At 69.0% G+C, this 25331-nt stretch carries 2 protein-coding genes; both read right to left on the bottom strand.

The annotated features are described in order from the left end of the window. Window positions 1–58 precede the first annotated feature (58 nt). Entirely contained in the window at window positions 59–841 is a 783-nt protein-coding gene (locus NRB20_RS20355) for an FkbM family methyltransferase (protein WP_153411724.1), read from the bottom strand. Between the two features lie 16 nt (window positions 842–857). Then, window positions 858–25331 (bottom strand): non-ribosomal peptide synthetase, encoded by a 24474-nt coding sequence (locus NRB20_RS20350; RefSeq protein ID WP_153411723.1) that lies wholly within the window; start codon window positions 25329–25331, stop codon window positions 858–860.

Here is a 25331-nt window from a genome sequence, read left to right as displayed (position 1 = left end):
GCGTATACGAAATACCGCACCAGCGACACCCGACTCGCAGCCGCCGACACTGCCGGGTCTACGCCGCGCGACCGGCGTAGACCTCGTGCAGTTCGGTCCCCCGCAGCATCGCGTCCTGCCGGGCATGCGGGACCAGTCCGTGCGCGGTCAGCAGTTCGCAGAATCGGGTCAGGCGATCGTCGATGTCGTGGACCTCGGCGACGACGGCGCGGATCCGTGGCCAGTCCGATTCGAGGATGCCGTGCAGGACATCCATTTCCGCGCGTTCGACGTCGACCTTGAGCAGGCCGATCTCGCCGGTGGACGCGTGGTCGGCCAGGATCGCCGATACCGTGTCGACCTGGACGTCGAACCGCTCGCCGGTGTGCAGTCCGGCGGTGATGGTGTCGATCGATGTGTCGTCCAGGCCGCTGTTGTGCAGAAATGTTCGCGTTGCGCGGTCGTCCGCGGCGCGGTCGGCGTACAGACCGGAATTCGCCGACGCCCGCGGATACCAGGTGAATGTCGCGATGCCGGGCGTCTCGCCGACCGCCGTGCGCAGCGCGGTCCCGTGCGGGACGTGCGCGGCCAGATTGAGTTGCAGGCAGTGGAATGTCGTCGGCGCGGGTTCGACGGCGATCACCCGGATCCCGGGACAGGTCCGGGCGAACATCATCGCGGTCAGGCCGATGTTCGCGCCGATGTCCAGGACGGTATCGCGAGGCCGCAACCGGGCCGCGGCGTACTGGTACATGCCGCTCGGCGCGGTGGCCTCGCCCCACAGCATATGTGCCTCGGCGGGACTGGTGCAGGTCACAACCGTGTCGTTCGTTATCTTCAACTGCTGGAATTCGGCAGGCATGGTGGGCCTTTCGCGATCAGCATTCGTGCATGAAGCGTTCCAGGATCGGTCCGACGATCGCCATGGCGGCCGGATGGCTGAGTTCGAGGTGGCGTGCGTCGAGAACCGTGTGGTGGATCTGTCCGGTGACGTAGGGACGCCATTCCCGGACGAGTGCGTCGTGGTCCGCGCGTTCCTTGCCCGCGGTGAAGAAGAGCAGATCGCCGTCGAAGACCTCGGGCAGATGGCGACCGGAGATGTCGGCCGCGGTCTCGAAGCTGGCCATGACCCGATCTATCTGTTCGGCGCTGAACAGCTCGGTCCGGATCAGCTGGTCGCGCACGACGGCCCACGCTTGTTCGGGGGTCCGGGCCTGCACGATGTCGTCGAGATCGAACAGTTCGCGCCAGCCGCCGAGCAGGTCGGTCACGATGTGAGCGGGGACCGCGTCGTCGGTCGTGATCGCCGGGCCGGGGGTCGATTCCGCCTGTCCCACACCGGAATCCAGCAGGGCCACGATGCCGACGGATGCGCCGCCGCGTCGGAGTTTCACGGCCATCGCGTGCGCGATCTGCCCACCCAGCGACCAGCCGAGCAGGTGATAGGGGCCGTGGTGCTGTACTCGGCGGATCTCCGCGACGTAGCGCTCGGCCAGTTCGTCCACGGACTTCGCCTGCGGTTCGCTCGCGACCACGTGCGGGTCCTGCAGGCCGTACACGGGCCGGTCCCGGTCGAGATGCTCCACCACGCCGCCGTAGAACCAGGCCAACCCGCCCGCCGGATGCACCCCGAACACCGCGGGCTCGGACCCGGTGCCGCGCAGCGGGAGCAGCACCTGCGAACCCGAGGTCGCCGCGGTGTCGTCCGCGCGCTGTGCCAGCGCTTTCGGAGTGGCTTCCTCGAACATCCAGGGCAGGGCGATGCGCACCCCGTGCTTTTCGAGTTCGGCCACCACCATCGTGGCGAGCAGCGAATTCCCGCCCAGATCGAAGAAGCCGTCGGTGATGCCCACCTGGTCGACCGCGAGGATCCGCGTGAACGCCTCGGCGATGGCTTTCTCGGAAGGTGTTCGCGGCGCGGCGAATTCGGTGACGGCGGAGAACACGGGCGCGGGCAGCGCGGAGCGATCCAGCTTGCCGTTGACCGTCATGGGCAACTCCGGCAGCACCATCACCGTCGAGGGCACCATGTAGTCGGTGAGGACCTGAGCGGCGGTGTCGCGCACCGCATCCGGATCGATCTGCTGGTCCCCGCTGCCCACCACATAGCCGATCAGCTGATCGACCCCCCGGGTGTGGTGATGGACCGCGGCGGCCGCGTGGCGCACCAGCGGGTGACGCAGCAGCGCGGATTCCACCTCACCCAGTTCGATGCGGTATCCCCGCAGTTGTACCTGTGCGTCCGCGCGGCCCGCGTAGGTCAGCTCGAGTCCGTGCGCGGCGGTGGTCCAGCGGGCGAGATCGCCGGTTCGGTACAGGCGGGTTCCGTTGGCGTCGAAGGGATTCGCCACGAACCGGGTTGCGCTCAGGCCGGGTGCGCGCAGGTACCCGCGGGTCAACTGTTCGCCGGACACGTAGAGCTCGCCGACGACACCGATCGGCGTCGGGCGCAGCCGGTCGTCGAGCACGTAGGTGCGCAGCCCCGGCAGTGGTGTCCCGATCGCGCTGGAGATCGGTTCCTCGATCTCGCGAATGGTCACGTGCACAGTCGTTTCGGTGATTCCGTACATGTTGACCAGCCGGGGTGTTCGTGGCGCGTGCGTCGCGAACCAGGCGGTCAACCGGGACGAATCCAGCGGCTCGCCACCGAAGATGACGTATCGCAGGGCGAGATCACCTGCACGGCAACCGGATTCGCGATACTCCTGCTCGGCATCGGCGAATCCGTAGAACGCCGAAGGAGTTTGGCTCAGGACGGTGACGCGTTCGCGCGCGAGCAGATCGACGAGCGCGGCGGGGGAGCGGGCTGTGTCCTTGTCCACGACGACGACACTTCCGCCGGACAGCAGCGCGCCCCACATCTCCCACACCGCGAAATCGAATGCGTACGAATGGCACATCGTCCACACGTCGTCCGGGCCGATGTCGAAACATTCGGCGGTGTGGGTGAGCAGCGTGACCACATCGCGGTGTGTGACCGCGACTCCCTTGGGGCGGCCGGTCGAGCCGGACGTGTAGATCACGTATGCGATGTCGTCCGGTCGAACGCTCGGCGCTACCGTGTCGGGATCTTCGGCGTCCTGCCCGGGGTCATCGATCAGCAGCAGCGGTGCCGGGTATTCCGGTAGCGCGCAAGCGATTCCGGCGGTGGCCAGCATTACCGCCGGACGTGCGTCATCGAGTACGAACCGCAGGCGCTCGGCCGGGTACGTGACATCCAGCGGCAGATACCCGCCCCCGGCCTTGACCACCGCGAGGATGCCCACGACCAGCTCGACCGAGCGTGGGAGTGCCACCGCGACAAGCGATTCCGGTCCGACCCCCGCCGCGGTCAATCGGGCCGCGAGCTGTGCGGAGCGGCGGTCCAACTCGGCGAAGGTCAGCCGGGCGAAGCCGTCGGCGACGGCAATCGCGTCGGGGCGGGCTTCGACGCGCTCGGCGAACAATCCGGCGAGCGTGGCCTGAGGTACCGGCGCGCCGTCATGCCCTGCGGCGCTGAGCAATTCGCGTCGCTGCGCCGCATCGATGAGATCGATGTCCCCGACCGGCGACCACGGATCCGCCGTGACGGTCTCGAGGATGCGCAGGTACGCCTGCGCGAAGCGGCCCATCGTCGCGTCGGTGAACAGGTCGGCGGCGAAGGTGAGTCGCCCCACCATCCCGTCGGCGCGGCCACCGTCCCCGAATCGCTCGGCGAGTTTCACGTTCAGGTCGGCCTGCGCGACCTCGAAACCGCTGTCCACCGGCTCGATGCTCAGCTCGGGGAGCCGCAGGACCGCCTCGCTCAAGTTCTGCACATCGAGGGTGACCTGGTACAGCGGCAGATGCGCGGTCGAGCGTGGCGGGTTGAGGGTGTCCACGACCTGTTCGAACGGCACGTCGGCATGGGCCAGGGCCGCCAGATCGGTCTCGCGGATCGAGGCGAGCAGTTCGGCGAACGGTTGCTGCGCCGACACCCGCGAGCGCAGGACGAGAGTGTTGACGAACATCCCGATCAGGTCGTCGAGGTCACGCTCGCCGCGTCCGGCCACCGGAGTGCCGATCGCGATGTCCTCGACTCTGGTGAGCCGGGACAGCAATACGGCCAGCGCGGCGTGCAGGACCATGAAAATCGTCGTATTCGTCTGCCGCGCAGTGGCGATGACGCGTGCGTGCAGTTCGTCGGCGACCTCGAATTCGACCACCCGACCGCGCAGGGACGCGACCGCCGGCCGGGGTCGATCGGTGGGTAGTTCGAGCAGTTCGGGCAGCCCGGTGAGAGACTGCTCCCAGAACCGAAGCTGTTGTGACAGCAGCGATTCCGGGTCATCCGCCGAGCCGAGCCGCTCGGCCTGCCACAGCGCGTAGTCGGCGTATTGGACCGGCAGTGGCGTGAACATGGGCGTGGCGCCCTGTCGGCTCGCCTCGTACGCGGTCGCCACGTCCCGGACGAGCGGCAGCATCGACTGCCCGTCGGCGCAGATGTGGTGCACACAGAGCACGAGAACGTGGTCGGTTTCGCCGAGTTCGAACAGTTCGGCCCGCAGCGGGGGCATTCGGGTCACGTCGAAGCCCCGCGAGACCACGGCCATCGCCCGGACCACGAGCTGCGTGTGGTCCACCCGGATCGGGTCGAGCCGCGGTGCGACCTGGTCGGTGGGCAGCACGACCTGCGTGGGCTGCCCGTCGATCATCGGGAACCGGGTCCGCAGCGCTTCGTGGCGCTCGATGACCAGCGCACACGCGGTGCGCAGCGCGTCGATGTCGAGCGTTCCGCGCAGCCGGATCGTCAGCGGGATGTTGTATCCGCCGACCGTGGTGTCGAACTGGTTGAGGAACCACATGCGCTGCTGTGCCGGTGAGAGCGGCAGGCGCTCGGGCCGCGCCCGCGCGGTCAACGGGATTCGCGAATCGTGGTCGAGCACGGCCAGATGCGCCGCCAGGTCCGCGACCACGGGTGCGTCGAAGAGGTCTCGGACGCTCGAGCGCACCTGGAGCGCCGAGTTCAGTTGCGCGGTGACGCGGGTGGCCGACAGCGAATCGCCGCCCAGCTCGAAGAAGCTGTCGGTCGCGCCGACATCGTCGATGCCCAGGACATTGCCGAATGCGGTCGCCACCTGGCGTTCGAGATCGGTACGCGGCGCGATCGATTCGCGTGCGGCGGCGAATTCCGGGGCGGGCAGGGCCGAGCGGTCGAGTTTTCCGTTCGTGTTGAGCGGGAGTTCGGCGAGCATCGAGAACGCCTCGGGCACCATGTGCGCGGGCAGCCGCGATTGTGCCATGGCCCGGATCTGGTCCGGGTCCACGGTCCGGCCGGTGACGAGATAGGCAACGAGTCGTTCGGCCCCCCGATGGTCCGCGCGGTGCAGGACGACGGCGTGGTCGATGCCGGGATGTTCGGCCAGCACGGATTCGATCTCGCCGAGTTCGATGCGCTGGCCGCGGATCTTGACCTGGAAATCGCGGCGGCCGAGGTATTCGAGCACGTGGTCCGGGGTCCAGCGGACCACGTCGCCGGTGCGGTACATGCGAGATCCCGCCGGGCCGAAGGGGTTCGGGACGAACATCGCGGCGGTGGTCGCGGGACGTTCGAGGTAGTCGCGTGCCAACTGGACTCCCGCGAGGTACAGCTCACCGACCACGCCGACCGGTACGGGCGCGAGCCACGGGTCCAGCACGACGGCCTGCACCCCGGACACGGGTCCGCCGATGGTCACCGCCCGGCCGGGTCGCAGGGGTGCGCTGATCGCGGCCAGAATCGTGGTCTCGGTCGGTCCGTATCCGTTCAACAGAGTCCGGCCCGGCGCCCACCGCTCGACCGTCTCCGGTGTGACCGCTTCGCCACCGGCAATGAGTACGCGGAGCGAATCCATGCCGTGCGGGGACATCGTCGCCAGCACGCCGGGTGTCAGGAAGGCGTGCGTGATTCGTTGTGCGCGAACGAGTTCCGTCAGTTCGGTGCCCGCGAACACGGTCTCGGGCGCGGACACCAGCGTGGCGCCGCAGGTGTGGGCGAGCAGGATCTCCAGCACCATCACATCGAAGCCCGGCGAGGCCACCTCCAGGACCCGGGAACTCGGGTCGACCGCGAAGCGATCTCGTTGCACGGCAGCGAAATTCGCCACCGCGCCGTGGGTGATCTCGACTCCCTTCGGCATTCCGGTGGATCCGGAGGTGTAGAGCACGTAGGAGATGTCGGCGACGTGGGGTGTGTGCGCGAGTTCGGTCTCGGTGAGGGGTGCCGTCGGTCGGGCGGCGATCGATGCGTGGGTGTCCGGGTCGTCCAGAACCACGGCGTGTACCGTCGCGGGCAGCAGATGGCGCGCTGCCCGAACCGTTATCGCACTGTGGATCTGGGCGTCGGCCATCATCAGCGCGACGCGCTCGACGGGCATCCTGGTATCGATGGGTACGAAGGCGGCGCCCGTTTTGGTCACCGCCCACAGGCCGACCACGAGTTCGGCGGACCGGGGCAGGACGAGCGCGATCCGGTCGCCGGGGCCCGCGCCCCGTGAGATCAGTTGTCGCGCAATCTGATTGGACCGGGCATCGAGTTGCGCGTAGGACATCGTGTGCGGGCCGTGGACGAGTGCCGTGGCCTGGGGATTCACCGCGACGCCGGTCCGCAGCAGCTGCGATGTCGGGCACGGTGCGGCGGTGCCGCCACCCGAGGCGGGGACGAGTTCGTGCCGCTCGCTCGGACTCAGCAGGTCGATGGCGCCCAGCCTGGTGTTCGGGTCGCGGGCGACGGCGCGCAGGACGGCCGCCAGCCGCGCCGCCAGGCCCGCGGCCATCCGGTCCTCGATCTGGTCCCGCTGGTAGCGCAGCCGCACGTGCAACCGGTCGGTGAGGTGTGCCTGCACGGTGATCGGGTAGTGCGCGGCGTCGCGTCCGGACGCGCCCACCACGCGCATGCCGTCGATGTCCGTATCGCCCACGCCGCTGCTGTCCACCGGATACGACTCGAACACCACGAGAGTGTCGAACAGCGGACCGCCGCCCACGGTCTTCGCGATCTGCGACAGTTCGAGGTAGTGGTGGTCGAGCAGATCGGTGTTGGCGGTTTGCAGCAGTCGCAGGGCCTCCTCGATGGTGTGGGCGCGGCGCACGTCGGCGACGACGGGGATCGTATTGATGAACAGGCCGATCATCGATTCGACGCCGGGTAGTTCGGCGGGGCGGCCGGACACCGTGCTGCCGAAGGCGACCCGTTCGGCGCCGAGCAGGTTGCCCAGCACCACCGACCAGGCGAACTGCACGATCGTCGCCATCGTCACGCCGTGGATGCGCCCGAAGGTCGCCAGTTCCACGGTCGTGATGCTGTCCGATTCGACGGTGAGATCGATCGGGATGTCCGCCGTCGTGGCCGGGTGCGCGGCGACGAGCGTCGGCAGGTCGGTATCGCGCAGCGCGTCGTGCCACGCCCGCAGGCTCGCGTCGCGATCACGGGTGTCCAGCCACGTCAGGTAATCGTGGTAGGCCGATGACGGCGGCAGCAGGTCCGGTTGTGCGCCAACGGAATACAGTCCGATCAGCTCGCGCCACAGCAGTGGCAGCGACCAGCCGTCGAGCAGCAGATGGTGGGCGGTGAGCACGAGCCGGTGCTCGCCCGCGCTGTCGGCGATGAGCAGGAATCGCAGCAGCGGCGGCTCGGCGGGGTCGAAGACGATCCCGCGCTCGGCATCGAGTAGCTCGTCCACTTCGCTTGTGCCGCCGGTGATTTCCACGCGCCGCCAGGGCAGCGTGACCGCTTCCGGGACAGCCTGGACGGCCACGCCCGCCTCGGTCCGGGTGAATCCGGCCCGCAGGTTGGGATTTCGTTCGAGCAGTGCGCGTGCGGCGCGTTCGAGCCGATCCTCGTCGACCAGACCGGCCAAGGTGAGGACCGATTGCGCGGTGTAGACATCGGTTGCGCCCGTTGCCATCTCGGCGTGGAACAGCAGGCCCTCCTGCAGCGGCGCCAGCGACCAGACCGCATCGAGCGGGCCGAACCGGTCGGCGAGGACGTCGAGATTCCGCTGGGTGAGTTCGACCAGCGGAACGTCCGCGCGCGAGAGCGGCCACGGGGTGCCGTCGGTCGCGAGGGCGGCGATCTCGGTGATCGCATCGACCCATCCGGCGACGAGTTCGGCGACGTCGTCGTGGTCGAGCAGGCGTGCGGCGTAACCGACGCGGGCCGAGATTTCCGGTCCGGTGTCGGTGTCCAGGATGTCGAGATCGATCGTGATCGCCGCTGCGGCAGGCATATTCGGGTCGAAGGCGCAGTGGTGGTCGAACGGCTCGCCGGCCGGTATCCACGCGAGGTCCGACAGTTCCGTGAGGTTCACACCGGCGCGGCCGAGGTTGTTGAACGTGATCTGCGGCGGCGCTGCGGTGGCGAGCGTGTCGGCGGTACCGGGGTTCAGATAGCGCAGCAGCCCGTAACCGATGCCCCGGTCAGGGATGTCGTGCAGTTGATCCTTGACCGCGATCACCACCGCGCGCGGATCCGACTCGTCGATTCCGGTCAGATCCACCGCGACCGGGTAGGCGCTGGTGAACCAGCCCACGGTGCGGGACAGATCCGACCCGGACAGCACCTGTTCTTCGCGGCCGTGTCCCTCCAGCAGGACCTTGATTCCCGCGTGGTCGCCACCGCGACGGCGGCGCCAACGGGTAAGTGCCACAGTCAAACCGGCGAGCAGGGCGATGTCGACGCCACCGCGGACCAGGTGCGGCACCGAGTCCAGCAGTGCCGAGGCGACCGTGCCCGAGATGGTCGCGGTGAGCTGGCGCACCGTGGCCTGGGTGTCGCGGACAGGATCGAACGCGACGCTGCCGAGCAGTGGATCGGGTGCGGAGCTCATTCGCTGCCACAACCGCATCTCGTCGTCGCGTTCGGGCGCGGCATCGGTGAGCGCGTGGGCCCACCGCCGCATCGAAGTGCCCGGTGCGGGGAGTTCGATCGTGTCGCCGCGGCCGAGCTGCGCCCACGCGGTGACGAAGTCGGGCATCAGGATTCGCCACGACACGCCGTCGACAGCCAGGTGGTGGATCACGATCAGCGCGCGGGCGTCGGATTCGACGCCGGATTCCGGAAGCAGGCACGCCACCTGCAACATCCGGCCCGCGCCGGGATCGAGACGGTTCGATGCCTCGGACAGGGCCGCCTCCACCACCGCGGTGAAACCGTCCGTGCCCGGAATCTCGTCGGCACCGAAATGCCGGACGAATACCGCCGCGGTCGCGTCGACGGCCTCGGCGGGCGGCACCCGCAGGCTGTGGTCGACCCACGCCGCGCGCAGCATGTCGTGCTGGTCGAGCACCGCCCGCACGGTCGCGGTGACCTCCTCGACGCGGGCGTGCCGGGGCAGCCGGACCAGTATCGATTGTGCGAAACGGTCGGAGGGGCCGGGCCTTTCGGCGAACCAGGACACGATCGGGGTGCGGGGCATCTCACCGACCCCGCCGCCGGGCAGTTCCGCCACGAGCGTCCGTTCCGTCGTGGCCACATGTGCCAGTGCGCGAACGGTCTTGTGCTCGAAGACATCCCGCGCCGTGACGACGACACCGGCGGCCTGCAACCGCGACGTCAGCTGGATCGACGAGATGGAATCGCCGCCGAGTGCGAAGAACGACGTCGTCGCCCCGATCGACGCGACGCCGAGCACGTCGGCGAAGGCGGCGGCGATGGTCCGCTCCAGATCGGTTGCGGCACCCACGTATTCGTCCGCATCAGTGCCGAAGATTGGTTCGGGCAATGCTTTTCGATCCACCTTGCCGGTCGGGGCCAGCGGCATGCTGGTCAGTACCGTGACCGTCGTGGGCACCATGTGAGCGGGCAGCCCGGTGGCGAGATGGTCGAGTATCGCGCGGGGTTCGACGGTCGCGCCGGAGGTCGGCACGAGGTAGGCGGCGAGTGCGGGTTGCCCGCCCGGACCGGGGCGGCTGACCGTGACGGCGGCAGCCACCTGCGGGTGTGCCAGCAGCGCGGCATCGATCTCGCCCAGCTCGATGCGCTGGCCGCGGACCTTGACCTGGAAGTCGATGCGGCCCACGTATTCCAGCGTGGCCCGTGCGGTCCAGCGGACGATATCGCCGGTGCGATACATCCGCGCTCCGGGCTCGCCGAACGGATTCGGGACGAACGCCGCCGCGCTCGCGCCGGGACGATTCAGATAGCCGCGCGCCAGCGCCGCACCCGACAAGTACAACTCGCCCGTCACCCCGACCGGTACCGGGCGCAGCCGGGCATCGAGGACCAGCGCTTCCACGCCGCCGATCGGTCCGCCGACGGTGATCACCTCGCCCGGGCACACGGGTTCGCTGATGGTGACCGCGATGGTCGTCTCGGTCGGGCCGTAGGTGTTGTGCAGGCAGCGTCCCGGTGCCCAGTCCGCGATCAGCTCGGCGGACACCATCTCGCCGCCGACCGCGAGCACCCGGACCGAGGTGAAATCGGCGGGCGACACCGTGGCCAGCACGCTGGGCGTCAGGAACGCGTGCGTGACGTGATGGTTACGGACCAGCGCCGCCAGGTCCGGCCCGGCATACACCTCCGGCGGCGCGACGACCAGGCTCGCGCCGCCCGGGTACGCCATCAGCGCCTCCAGCAGCACCGCGTCGAACGCGGGAGCGGCCACCTGCAGCACCCGGGAGGTGGACTCGACCCGATAGCGGACGCGCTGGTCCGCCGCGAAACCGGCCACACCCGTATGGGTGACGACCACGCCCTTCGGTGTTCCGGTCGAGCCCGAGGTGTACACCACGTACGCGGCATCGGACATCCGCAGTGGCCGTGGGCGATCGGCATCGGTCACGCCCCGTTCGGCGCGGTCGGCGACCTGGGCGGCGGTCTCGGGGTCGTCCAGCGACAGCCATCGGAGATCGTCCGGCAGTGTCGCGCGCGCGGACTCGATCGTGATCCCCAGGGCCGCACCGCAATCGCGTACGAGGTGGGTGATTCGTGCGGCGGGATAGCGCAGATCCACCGGGACGAAGGCGGCACCGGTCTTGGTGATCGCCCACATCGCGATGTGGTAGTCGACCGATCGCGGTACGGCCAGCGCGATGAACGTCCCCGGCCCGGCTCCGTGGGTCAGCAGGTGCGCGGCGAGCCGGTTGGAGCGGCGATCGAGTTCGGCGTAGGTGAGCTCGGTGTGGGTGAGCTCGGTGTGGGTGAGATCGGCGGACGTTCCGATCAGCGCGGTCGCCGTCGGGTGCGCGGTCGCGGTCGCGGCCAGCAGATCGGGGAATGTACACGGCGTCGCGCCGGGACCGCCGCGTACGGGGACGAGACGTCGTGCCTCGGCGGCACCCAGCAGGTCGATGCTGGCCACCGGCCGCGCGGGATCGCGGGTCACCGCCTCGAGCACGCGAATGAGCCTGTCCGCGAACCCTTCCGCCGTGGATTCGGTGAAAAGGTCTGTGGCATAGATGATCTCACCGTCGACCCCGGCGGGCCGATCACCGTCGGAGCGTTCGGTCAGCAGCACGGTGAGGTCGGTTTTCGCCTGGGCCAGACCAGGATCGAGCAGTTCGACGTCCACGCCGGGGAGCTCGAACCGGGCCGCGCGCATGTTCTGGAGGCCGAACATCACCTGGAACAGCGGCGTGTACGCGGCGCTGCGGCCGCGATCCAGGACGTCGACCAGTTTCTCGTAGGGCAGATCCGCGTGGGCGAGGGCGTCCACGTCCACCTCGCGCACCCGCGCCAGGAATTCCTCGAACGACAGGTCGTCCCGGACCCGGGTGCGCAGCACGATCGTGTTGACGAACATGCCGACCAGATCGTCGAGTGCCTGCCCGCCACGCCCGGCGACCGGGGAGCCGATCGAGATGTCGTCACTGTGTGCGGTGCGCGACAGCACGATCGCGAGCGCGGCGTGCAGCACGGTGAACGTGGTGACGCCCGCTTCGTGCGCCACCCGGACCACATCCTCGTGCAGTCGCTGGGACAGTCCGAATCGAACACTCGCACCCGATGTCGACAGGGTGGCCGGGCGCGGCCGGTCCGTCGGCAGCTCGAGCAGTTCGGGGGCGTCGTCGAGGATCGCGGTCCAGTGCGCGATCTGCCGCGCGATCGGCGACTCCGGATCAGTTTCCGCGCCGAGGGCCTCGCGCTGCCGGAGCGCGTGGTCGGCGTACTGGAATTCGATCGGTTTCCATTGCGGCGCTTCGCCTTTCGATCGTGCCGCATACGCACTGAAGATGTCCGCGGCCAGCGGGGCCATCGATGCCCCGTCGGCGGCGATGTGGTGCACGACCAGGACGATCACGTGCTCGTCGTCGCCGGTGCGGTAGAGCCGGGCGCGCAGCGGCGGTGCCTGCGTGACATCGAAACCGGCCTCGACCGTCCGCCGGATCCGGTCGGCGGGATCGCCGTCGACCGGTTCGGGCTCCAGCCTCGTGACCGTGGCCAGATCCGCCACCTCCAGCACGAGTTGGTGCGGCTCACCGTCGGCGTCGGCGGGATACCTCGTGCGGAGCGGCTCGTGCCTGGTCAGGACGTCGAGCAGCGCGGCGCGCAGGGCGGTGGTGTCCAACCGGCCGGTCAGCCGGGCGGCGAGGCAGATGTTGTACGCCGCCGAGGTGGTGTCGAACTGATTGAGGAACCACATCCGGCGTTGCGCGGCGGCCAGCGGGATCGTCGCGGGCCGCGGGCGCGGCTCGAACGGCAGCACGACGGCACTCTCGCCGTCTCGCGTGCCGAGCAGTTCGGACAGTCCGGCGATGGTCGGCTCGTCGAAGATGTCGCGGATGCCGACCTGGACACCGAGCGCCGTGGTGGCGCGGGCGGCGACGCGAGCGGCCGAGAGCGAATCGAGTCCGATCTCGAACAGGTTCGCCGTCACGCCGATCCGGTCGCCGCCGATGATCTCGGCGGCGATCGCCGTCAGCGTCCGTTCGCGGCCGGTTCGGGGTGCCACATGGTCGTCATCGTGGTCGAACACGGGTTCTGGCAGGGCGGCTCGATCGAGTTTGCCGTTCGGCGTCACCGGCAGCTCGTCCAGGACCTGGACGACCGCGGGAACCAGGTACGGCGGCAGCGTGCGGGCGAGCCGGGCGCGCAGGGCGCGGGCGTCGGTGAGCGCGTCCGGCAGGAGCGTCACGTAGCCGACGATGCGGTCGGGCGTCGCGACAACGGCCGCGCGCGCGACATCGGGCAACCTCGACAACGCCGCTTCGATCTCACCCGGCTCGACCCGCTGCCCGCGCACCTTCACCTGGAAATCGTTGCGCCCCAGGTATTCCAGCACGCCGCCCCGGGTCCAGCGGACGAGATCGCCGGTGCGGTACATCCGTTCACCGGGTGCGCCGAACGGATGCGCGACGAAGGCGCCACAGCTCAGCTCGGCGCGCCCGTGATAACCGCGCGCCACCTGCACACCGGAGACGTAGAGGTCGCCGACGACGCCGATCGGCACCGGCCGCAACCGCGAATCCAGCACATAGGCGCGCATACCCGCCACCGGTGCGCCGATGGGAACCATGGTGCGGTCCGCCGCGCCCGGCAGGCAGTGGGCGGCGGTGACGACCTCCGCCTCGGCCGGGCCGTACCAGTTGACGATGTCGGCGTCGGGGAACAGTGCCGCCGCCGCGTCGGCGGTGTGCTGTGCGAGGGCCTCACCGGCGAGGAACACCCGCCGCATCGACGGCAGTGTCGTCGCTCCGGCCGTCTCGAGCAGCACCTCGGCCATCGAGGGCACGAAATGCGCTGTGCCGACCCGGTATTCGGCGATGGTGTCGATGAGGTAGCGGGGGTCGCGATGGCCGCCGGGTGCGGCGATCACGATCCCCGCGCCGGTCTGCAACGGCCAGAACAACTCCCAGACGGCGATGTCGAACGTCACCGGAGTCTTGTGCAGGACGACGTCGGAGCTGCCGTGCGGCCATTGCCGCTGGGCCCACGCGAGCTGGCTCACGGTGGCCGCGTGGGTCAGCGCGACGCCCTTGGGGGTGCCGGTCGAGCCGGAGGTGAACAGGATGTAGGCCACATTGTCCGGGCGTAGCGGGCCGTGGCGTTGGTCGTCGGTGATCGGAGCGTCGGACAGCTCCGACAGATCGAGGCGATCCAGGCAAGTGATCCGGTACCCGTCGGGGAGCGCGTCGCGGTCGGATGTCGTGGTGAGGATCAGCAGCGGTCGGGCCGCGTGCAGGACGTCGGCCGTGCGCGCGCTGGGGTGCTCCGGATCGATCGGCAGGAAGGCGGCACCGGCACCGACCACCGCGTACAGTGCCGTGACGAGTTCGACGGATCGGCGAATGCCCACCGCCACAACGGTTTCCGGCCCTGCGCCCTGCGCGATGAGCCAGCGCGCCAGCCGGTTCACCCGTGCGTCGAACTCCCGGTAACCCACCACCCGGCCGCCCGGAACGATCAGCGCCGGGGCATCCGGTGTGCGAGCCACCTGTGCGGCGAACGCGTCCACCAGCGTGCGGCCCGAGGTCGGGGGAGCGACCGCGTCGTTCCAGCGTTCGAGCACCAGTTGCCGCTGGGTGGGATCCAGCAGTTCGATCGCACCTACCGTCGTCCCGGAATCAGCGGTGGCGGCATCGAGCACCCGCACGAACTGTTCGGCGAATCCGGCGATCGTCTCCCGATCGAACAGGTCGGTGGCATAGGTCAGGCGCAGCGTCATGCCGGTCGGCTCGTTGTGGGGGCCGTGTTCCTCGGCCATCATCAGCAGCAGGTCGTAGCTCGCGGAGCCGTCGTCGGGATCGAGACTCTCCACGGTCAGGCCCGGGAGTTCGACCCGCGCCCGCGCCATGTTCTGATAGGCGAGCATCACCTGGAACAGCGGTGTGTGCGCCGTCGAGCGAGTGGGGGCGAGGGCCTCGACCAGTTGTTCGAACGGCGCTGCCGCATGGTCGAACGCTTCGACCGCGGCGTGGCGCACCTGGTCCAGCAGGCTCTCGAACGTCAGATCCGGTTCGACCCGGCTGCGTATCACGAGAGTGTTGACGAACATCCCGACCAGGTTGTCCAGTGCTCGATGGCCGCGCCCGGCATGCGGGACACCGACGGTGATGTCGTCGCTGCCCGAGAGTCTCGACAGCAGTACCGCCAGCGCGGTGTGCGCCACCATGAACGGGGTCGCGCCGCAACGCCGCGCCAGTGCCGCCACGCGGCCGTGCAATTCGCCGGGAATCGTCGCGCGCACGACCGCGCCACGCATGGTCGGAGCCAGGGGGCGTGGTCGATCGGCGGGCAGGTCGAGCACATCGGGGATACCGGTGAGTCGGCCGCGCCAGTAGGCGATATCGCGGGCGACCGGCGAGGCCGGATCGTCGGCCGCGCCCAGCGTCTCCCGCTGCCACAGCGCGTAGTCGGCGAACTGGACTTCCAGGGGTGCCCAGTGCGGTGGCGTGCCGCTCGAGCGCGCGCGGTAGGCGGTGACGATATCGGCCGCCAGCGGCGCCACCGAGAATCCGTCGCAGCTGATGTGGTGGATCGCCACCGCCACCACCCAGCTCTCATCGCCGAGTCGATGCAGTGCGATCCGCAGCGGCACTTCGCGGGATACGTCGAATCCGGTGGCGAAGAATTCGGCCAGCCGGTCGGGGAGTTCATGTTCGTCGAGCGGTTCCGGTACGAGGACCCGGGCGACCTCGTGGGTATCGAGGACGATCTGAGCGGGTACGCCGTCGACGCCCGGGTACATCGTCCGCAGGATCTCGTGCCGATCGACGACGTCGCTCAGCGCCGCGGTGAGCGTATCGAGGTCGACCGCGCCGACGAGCCGCATCGCAAGGGGCACAATGTATTCGGCCGATCCGGGATCGAGCTGGTTGAGGAACCACATCCGAGTCTGGGCTGGGGACAGCGGGATTCGGTCCGGGCGGGTCCTGGGTGTCGGTGCGGGCACGCTCGGTACAGCCCGCAGTTGCGCGACGCGGACGGCGAGTTCACCGACCGTTGGCGCCTCGAAGATCGTCTGCACCGGCACCGTGACGTCGGCGACCTCGCCGATCCGGCTCAGCGCGCGGGTCGCGACGAGTGAATTGCCGCCGAGTTCGAAGAAGTCGTCGTCCGCGCCGAGGTCCGGACGGTCCAGCAGATCGGCGAACACCCCGGCGACGGCCTCCTCGAGCAGTCCCCGCGGCGCGCGGTGCCGCGAGTCGTGCCCGTTGGACTGCGGTGCGGGCAACGCCCGGTAGTCGATCTTGCCGTTGGCGGTGAGCGGTACGGTGTCGATCCGCACGACCGCCGACGGCACCATGTACGCGGGCAACCGTTGCAGCAGGAATCCGCGCATCTGCCGGACGTCGAATGCCTGGTCGGCGACCACGTGGGCGACCAGACGCGGTCCGTGCCCGTTGGTGTGCGCGTGGACGACCGCCGCGCAGACCTGCTCGTGCGCCAGCAGCGCCGCCTCGATGTCGCCCGGTTCGATCCGCAGGCCGTGCACTTTGAGTTGGGTGTCCGCGCGACCGACGTAGTGCAGGTTCCCGTCCGCGCCCCAGCGGGCCAGATCGCCGGTGCGGTACAGCCGGGCTCCGGGCACCTCACCGCAGGGGTCGGCGACGAAACTCGCCGCGGTCCGGCCGGGATGCCGGTGGTACCCGCGAGCCAGCTGTACGCCGCCCAGGTACAGTTCCCCGAGTACGCCGTCCGGTACCGGATTCAGCCGCGAATCCAGTACGCGCACAATCGTGTTCGCCTCCGGAATGCCGATCGGCACCATCATGTCCGTGTCGAGGTCGTCGATCCGATGAGCGGTGGCACTCACCGCGGCCTCGGTCGGACCGTACAGGTTGTCGATGCGGGCGGTGCCCGACTGCCGGAACCGTCGCACGGTGTCGACCGGCAGCGCCTCGCCGATACACAGCACCCGCCGCAGGGCCGGGAACCGGCCCGCATCGGCCGTGTCGAGGAATACCGACAACAGCGAGGGCACGAAATCCACTGTGGTGACCCGATATTCGGCCAGCAGCACGGCCACGGCGTCGGGATCGGTATGCGCGTGCGAATCCGCGACGACCAGCGACGCGCCGCACGTCAGCGCGGAGAACAACTCCCAGACCGACAGGTCGAAGGTGACGGGGGTGCGCCACAGCATGACGTCCTGTCCGTCGAGCTCGTAATGCTCACGCAGCCAACGTAATTGGTTCACCACGGCGCGGTGCGACACCGCGACTCCCTTGGGCAGGCCGGTCGAACCGGAGGTGTAGACGATGTAGGCCAGGTCGTCGGGGCGCAGCGGCCGGATGCGGTCGGCGTCGGTGAGGGGTGAGGGGTTCGCGTGCTCTGCGCCGAGTTGTTCCAATGGCCATACCGGCACGTCGGCGGGGAGATCCGGCGCGTCGCATCCCCGGGTGAGTACCGCGGCGGGCCGCGCGTCGGCGATGACCGTGCGGACACGTTCGGCCGGATGATCCGGGTCCAGCGGCAGATAGGCCGCGCCCGCCGCGTGAATCGCGTACAGCATGGTCAGCAGGTCGGCACTGCGGCGCATTGCGACGCCGACGACGGTTCCCGGGCCGATGCCGCGGGAGATCAGTACTCGGGCAAGGGGATTCACCCGTGCCGCGAATTCCCGGTAGCTGTATCGGGTGTCCGTTTCGACGTCGATCGTCGCGGTCGCGTCCGGGCTCGCGGCCGCCTGCGCGGTGAACATCGAAGTGAGCGTCGCGGAGGACGGGTCGGTCGGCTCCCCGGTCGAACGGAGTGTGAGCTCGTTTCGCTCCTGGGCGGTCAGCAGTTCGGTATCGCCCACCGCCGCGGTCGGATCGGCCACGATCGTCCGGAGCAGTCGCACGAACCGATCCAGGATGCCGGTCACCGTCGCTTCGTCGAAAAGATCTGTCGCATAGCTCAATTCGACGGCCATCTCCCCGAGGGGCGCGCCGCGCCGGGGTGTGTCGACGAGATTCAGATGCAGGTCGTACTTGGCCACGCCCGGATCGATCATCCGTGCCGCGACCGCGAGCCCCGCCAGCTCCACCGCCGGAATGTCGATGTTCTGGAACGAGAATCCGACCTGTGTCAACGGCGCGTGTGCGGTCGAACGCACCGGATTCAGCACCTCAACCAGCCGTTCGAACGGGATGTCGGCGTTCTCGAAGGCGCTCAGATCGGTGTCCCGGACCTGTGCGAGCAGGTCGGTGAAGGACGTGGCCGGGTCGATGTGCGTGCGCAGGACGAGTGTGTTGACGAACATGCCGATCAGGCCCTCGAGCCCGCGCTCGGCACGGCCCGCGATCGGTGTGCCGACGGCGATGTCATCGGTGCCGGACAGCCGTGCCAGCAGGGCCGCGTAGGCCGCGTGCAGCACCATGAAGATCGTCGCGTCGTGGCGGCGGGCCAGCTCGACCAGCTCGCGGTGCAGGGGCGCGGGCACCGAGCCCGCCACGGTTGCCCCCCGGAAGGTCTGCTTGGCGGGCCGCGGGTGGTCGGTCGGCAGGTCGAGCACCTCGGGCAACGCGGCGAGGGTGGTGCGCCAGTGCTCGATCTGGGTGGCGGCCGTGCTGCCGGGATCCTGATCCGCGCCGAGCAGTATCCGTTGCCACACAGCGTAATCCGCGTACCGGACCGGCAGTGGGGCCCAGTGTGGTGGCCGTTGCGCGAGCCGGGCCTCGTACGCCGTGGCCAGGTCCGCGGCCAGCGGGGTCAGCGACGACCCGTCGAAGCCGATGTGATGCACGACGATGACCAGGGTGTGATCGTCGGATGCGCTGCGCAGCAATACGAATCGGCACGGGACCTCGCGGGTGACGTCGAATCCGATGCCCGCCTGCGTCGCGACACATGTGTCGACCTCGTCCGCCGCGCACGGCACCAGCGGCAGGTCCGGCAACGCCGTGTCCGCGGGTACGACCACCTGATGCGGTCCGCTGTCGCTGTCGGGATAGACCGTGCGCAACGGCTCGTGCCGGTCGACCACGTCGATGATCGCGTCGCGCAGGGCGGCCGGATCGAGTTCGCCCGACATCCGCACGACCATCGGAATGTTGTAGATCGGCGAGCGGGCGTCGAGCCGGGCCAGGAACCACATGCGGGTCTGCGCGGGGGAGAGCGGGATCCGGTCCGGACGCCGCTGCGGGCGCAACGGTTCGTGGCCGGTCGTGCGGGCCGACCGGATGTGGTCGGCCAGCGCGATGACGGTCGGTGCCTCGAACAGTGCCCGCAGCGAGATCTCGGCGCCGAACGCATCGCTCAGCCGCGCCGCGGCCTTGGTCGCGGACAGCGAGTTGCCGCCCAGATCGAAGAAGTCGTCCGCACCGCCGACCCGCTCGACGCCCAGTACGGCGGCGTACACATCGGCGACCAACTGCTCGGCGAGGTCGCGCGGGGCGATGAATTCCGTTGTCGCGGTGGTGAAATCCGGTGTCGGCAACGCGGCACGATCGACCTTGCCGACCGGCGAGAGCGGCAGTGCGTCGAGCACCGTCACCGCGTCCGGAACCATGTGCGCGGGCAGCCGCCGCGCCGCGTGATCGAGTAGCGCGGCGTCGTCCACAGTGCCGCCGACCGGCACGACGTAGGCTGCCAGACGCGACTCGTCACCGCTCGGCACGGCGATCACCACTGCCGCGGCGATATCGGGATGCGCGGCGAGAACGGCCTCGATCTCGCCGAGTTCGATCCGCTGCCCCCGGATCTTGACCTGGAAGTCGGCGCGGCCGAGATATTCGAGCGTGTGCCCGGCCGTCCAGCGCACCATGTCGCCCGTGCGATACATGCGGGTTCCGTTGCCGCCGTAGGGATTCGCGACGAAAGTGCCCGCCGTCGCGGCAGTCCGGTTGTGGTACCCCCGAGCCAACTGGGGGCCGCAGATGTACAGTTCTCCCGGCACTCCGACCGGCACCGGCCGCAGGTCCCCATCCAGAACCATCGCCGCCATACCGCGAATCGGACCCCCGAGAGTGACCGGCTCCCCGGCATGCAACGGATCACTGATCGCGACCATGATCGTCGTCTCGGTCGGCCCGTAACCGTTGTGGAGCCGACGCCCCGGTGCCCATACCTCGACCGTCTCCGGCGACACCGCCTCCCCACCGGCGACCAGCACGCGCAGCGAGTCCAAGCCGTCCGGCCGCATCGTGGACAACACACTAGGCGTGATGAACGCATGCGAAACCTGCTGCGCAGCAATCCAATTCGCCAGCACATCACCCGCGATGACGTCAGGAGGCGTAACGATCAGCGCGGCCCCACACGCGTGCGCCATCAGCAATTCCAACACCACCGCATCGAACCCCGGTGCCGCCAACTGCAATACCCGCGCCGACCCCTCGACCCGATACCGATCACGCTGCTCAGCAGCGAAATTCGCCAACCCCTCGTGCGTAACCGCAACCCCCTTCGGCGTCCCGGTCGAGCCGGAGGTGTACAGCACATAGGCGACATCGGCGGTATGGAGGTGTCGTACCCGCTCGGCATCGGTCATCGCCTCCGCCGCCCGCCCCGCCGCTTCCGGATCGTCGAGTACGAGTCGAGGCAGCGAGGCAGGCAGTAGATCCTGCGACGCGTTGACCGTGATCGCCGCGCACACCTCGGCGTCGGCGAGCATGAGTGCGACTCGTTCGGCGGGGTTGCGCGGATCTACCGGTACGAATGCGGCTCCGGCCTTGGTTACTGCCCAGAGGCCGGCGACGAATTCCATCGATCGGCTCATCGGCAGCGCGACCTGGTCGCCCGGGCCTATGCCCCACGTGATCAGTTGTCGCGCAAGGTGATTCGACCAGCGATCCAATTCTCCGTAGGTCATCGCGCGCTCGGGTGTCACTACCGCTACCGCATCGGGGTCGGTGACGGTGAGCAGTTCCGGCAGTGTCTGTGGCGGTGTGGCGGGACCACTCGTCGCGGGGACCAATGCTGCCTGTTCGGATTCGGTCAGCACATTCAGATCGCCTATCCGCTGTTGCGGGTTCGATGCGACCGCGCTCAGGATCTGGTTCAGGCGCGCGGCCAGCTCGTCGATGGTCCTGCGGTCGAAAAGGTCTGTCGCGTAGTCGATTCGGAGCGTGACGTCACCACCTGCCGCGGCGTTCGCGGCGACGGTGACGATGATGTCCGTCTTCGTCGGCTGTGGGCCCGGGTCCAGCGGTTCGGCCGTGAGTCCGGGCAGTTCCAGGGTGGGCGCGGTCATGTTCTCGAAGGCGAGGTAGACCTGGCACAGGGGGGCGTACGCGGTCGAGCGGGCGGGGACGACCTCGTCGACGACCCGCTCGTACGGCACGTCGCTGTTGGCGAAGGCGTCGACATCGGTGTCCTGGACCCGCGCCAGGAATGCGAGGAACGATTCATCGGTCCGCACCACGGTGCGCAGTGGCACCGTGTTGACGAACATCCCGATCAGCGGTTCCAGCGCGGTCTCGCCGCGGCCCGCGATCGGCGTGCCGAGGGTGATGTCCGCCGACCCTGCCAGTCGGGCCAGTAGGGCCGCCAGCGCGGCATGCACGACCATGAAGGTCGTGACCCGGGCGCTGTGCGCGAGGCGTTCGATTCCGGCGAAGGTCTCGGCCGGGATCACGCTCCGGGCGACATCGCCGTCCAGTGATCGGCGGGCCGGGCGCGGGCGGTCGGTCGGCAGGTCCAGCAACTGCGGCATATCAGCCAGTTGTGTTGTCCAGAAACGTAATTGACGTGCGGCCGTCGACTCCGGATCGTTCTCGTCACCGAGCAGCGCGCGGTGCCAGATGCTGTAGTCGGCGTACTGCACGGTCAGTGGGAACCAGTCGGGGGACCGGCCGGTGCTCCTCGCGGCATAGGCTGCGGCGATATCGGCCGCGAGCGGCGGCAGCGAGGTCCCGTCGCAGCAGATGTGGTGCAGTGCCAGCGCCAGAACGTGCTGATCCCGGTTTCCGCACTCCCACAGGGCGATTCGGATCGGGACGGCCGCGCGGACGTCGAATCCGGGCGCGGCCATCGTGCGGATCCGCTCGGTGAGGTCGTCGGGAGCGATCGGTGTCGGCGACGGGTCGAGTTCGGCGAGGACCTGCGCGGTGGGCAGAACGACCTGCGTCCCTTCACCTTTCACATCGGGGTAGACCGTTCGCAGGGATTCGTGCCGCTCGAAGACATCCGCCAGGGCCGTGCGCAGTGCGGTGATGTCGAGCCGACCGGTCAGCCGCACCACCAACGGGATGTTGTACGCCCCGGAGTCCGGGTCGAGCCGATTGAGCAGCCAGATCCGTTGCTGTGCCGGTGACAGCGGAATCGGATCGACCCGGCGGTGCGCATGGAGCGCGAGGCGTGCGGGGTGGTCGCCGGTCTCGATGTCGGCGGCGAGTTCGGCAACGGTCGGCTTGCCGAACAGATCGCGGACCGACACGGGGGACCGGGTCAGCGCGGCGATGCGCGCGGCCGCACTGGTCGCGGTGAGCGAGTTGCCGCCGCGGTCGAAGAAGTTGTCCAGTACGCCGACCTGTTCCAGACCCAACACCTCGGCGAAGATCTCGGCGATGGCCTCCTCACGGGCCGTGCGCGGCGCGAGATGAGCCGCCGCGGACTCGAAGACCGGCGCGGGCAGGGCACGATGGTCGATTTTGCCGTTGACCGTGAGCGGAATGCCGGGCACCGTGCAGAACACGGCCGGAATCATGTAGTCCGGCAACACTTTCGCGGCGTGCGCGCGCAGGGTGTCGGTGATATCGGCGTCGTCGGATACGACATACGCGACGAGCCGGGCCGCGGCCGTACCCGGCAGATGGACCGTGACCACAGCGGCCGACACCGCGGGGTGACTCAGCAACACATTGCGGATCTCGCCGAGTTCGATCCGGAATCCGCGCAGTTGCACCTGTTGATCGGCGCGACCGCGGTATTCCAACTCTCCCCGGTGATTCCACCGTGCGACATCGCCACTGCGATAGAGCCGCTCGCCCGGCCCGCCGAACGGATCGGCGACGAATCGTCCGGCGGTCAGCGCGGCCCGCCCGAGATAGCCGCGCGCGAGTTGGCTTCCGGCAACATAGATTTCGCCCCAGGCACCGATCGGGGCGGGCCGCAACCGGTCGTCGAGGACATAACCGCGCAACCCCGGCAGCGCCGAACCGATCACGCTCGGCGCGCCCGGTGCCGCGCTGCTCGGCGTCAGGTAGTGGCGGGTGACGAAGACCGTGGTCTCGGTGATGCCGTAGCTGTTCACCACGACCGGCAGCGCCGGATTCTGCTCGTACCACTGCGCCAGCCCCGCCGGGTCGAGACGGTCACCGGACAGGACGACCACGCGCAGCGACAGTGGCCCGTCGGGGGCGCCGGCCTCGCGATATCGCTGCGTCGCCGCACCGAACTGCTGAAAGGCCGAGGGCGTCTGGCTCAGGACCGTGACCCGCTCGCGTGCCGCCAGGCGCACGACCTCGTCGGGCGATCGCGCGGTGTCCCGGTCCACGACGACGAGGCGGCCACCGGTGACCAGCGCGCCGAAGATCTCCCACACCGAATAGTCGAACGCGAACGAGTGGAACAGCGTCCACACATCGCCGGGCCGCACGCCGATCTCGTCGCGGGCGTTCGCCAGGAGGGTCGCCACCGCAGCATGGCTGATGGCCACGCCCTTGGGCCGCCCGGTCGAGCCGGAGGTGTAGATGACGTAGGCGATGTTCGTGAGCCGAAGTGGACGGATCCGGTGGGCGTCGGTGATCGTCGGGGCGACCGCGTCACCGACCAGGTCCGCCATCTCCTCGAACAACACCACTCGCCCCGGATCACCCGGAATACGTTCGCGCACAGCACGAGTGGTCAGCACGGCGATCGGATCGGCGTCACCGAGCACATACTCCAGCCGCTCGGCCGGGTGCGCGAGATCCAGGGGCAGGTACCCCGCACCCGACTTCAGGACGGCCAGCGCGGCCACGACGAGATCGGCGTCGCGCGGCATCGCAATCGCCACCAGGGTGTCCGGGCCTGCGCCCCGAGCGATCAGGTGGTGGGCGAGCCGAGTGGAACGCTCGTCGAGTTCCCGATAGGTGAGGGCGGTCGTGCCCGCGGTGACCGCCAGGGCATCGGGCGTGGCCGTGACCTGCCGCGCCATCAACTCGACCAGCGTCTCGGTGTCGGTTTTGCCGTCGCGACCGGCGAACTCGCCGATGATCCGCGCCTGTTCGGCGGGTGCGAGCAGCGGTACCGCGATCACGGGCGCGTCCAGCGGTGCCGCGGTCAGCCGTTGCAGGAAGTCGACGAACCGCTGGGCATGGGTGTCGATCTCGTCCTGGTCGTAGAGATTCGCGTTGCCGTGCAGTTCGATCAGCAGTGGCGCGTCGGGGCCCGAGCGGTACATGTTGAGCTGTAGATCGTCCAGGACACCCGAGGTCAGCGCGCGATAACGGCCGGTGGCGCGCCCGAGCCGGATCTCCGAATCGAAGAACAGGATATTGACGATCGGGCCGAAGGAGTTCGCGGAGGCGTCCAGCGCGTCGGAGTCCCGGCGCAGATCCTCGAATCGGTAGAGCTGATGGCGCATCGCCAGCACCAGTTCGGAGGTGGCCGCCCGCACCATCTGTTCGACGGTGGTCGTGGCATCCACGGTGAACCGGATCGGCACCATATTGGCCAGCATCGCGGCGGCATTGCGCAGGCGCTTGGTGACCCGGCCTGTCACCGGCAGTGACAGCACCACGTCGTCGCGGCCGGTCATTCGCGCCAGGAAGGCGGCGAAACCCGCGACGATCACCTGTGCCGGGGAGGCGTCCACACCGGCCGCGAACTGCTCGAGCGCCGCGGACACATGTGCCGGAAGCTCCAGTCCGGCAACACGATCGACCTGGCCCAGGCGCGCGGGACGGCCGGACAGGCTCGTCGGCGCTGGAATATCGGCCACCTTGCCGAGCCAGTACGCCTTGTCGTCCTCGAACCGGGAACTGTCCCGATACCTGTGTTCGGCATCGATGATGTCGCGCAGCTTCGCGCCAACCATGGGGGTGGGCGGCCTGCCCTCGAGCAACGCGTTGTAATGCTCGGCCACGCGGGTCAGCGCATTGAAAGCGCCGTAGCCGTCGATGATGAGGTGATGTGCGCGCGCGTACCACAGATGACGATCGTCGGCGATGCGAATCAAACGGGTCGCCGCCAGCCGCTCGCGGCTCGGATCGACGATTTTGGCGTTGTAATCCGCACGCATCCATTCCAATGCCGCGGCGAGCGGATCGGGCGAACCGCTGACGTCCAGCACATCCTCGTCATAGGAGATGCCGTGATCCACGAATTGATAAGGAATGCCGTCGATCTCGACCACTCGCACGATGAGGGATTCGGTTTCGTGACCGGCCCGGTTCACCGCCGTGGTGAAGGCGCCGACGTCTATCGGCCCCTCGACCTCGACGTAGTGCGCGATGTTCATCGCCTGCTCGCCGGGTAGATGATCGGCCAGCCACATGCCGTATTGTGCCCGCGACAGCGGAATCAAGCCTGCCCGATCGGTCGCGTATTCGTCTGAACGCAGATTCAC

Source organism: Nocardia macrotermitis, assembly GCF_009604405.1.
Classification (GTDB): Bacteria; Actinomycetota; Actinomycetes; order Mycobacteriales; family Mycobacteriaceae; genus Nocardia; species Nocardia macrotermitis.
This window is presented reverse-complemented; position numbering and strand designations above follow the sequence as displayed.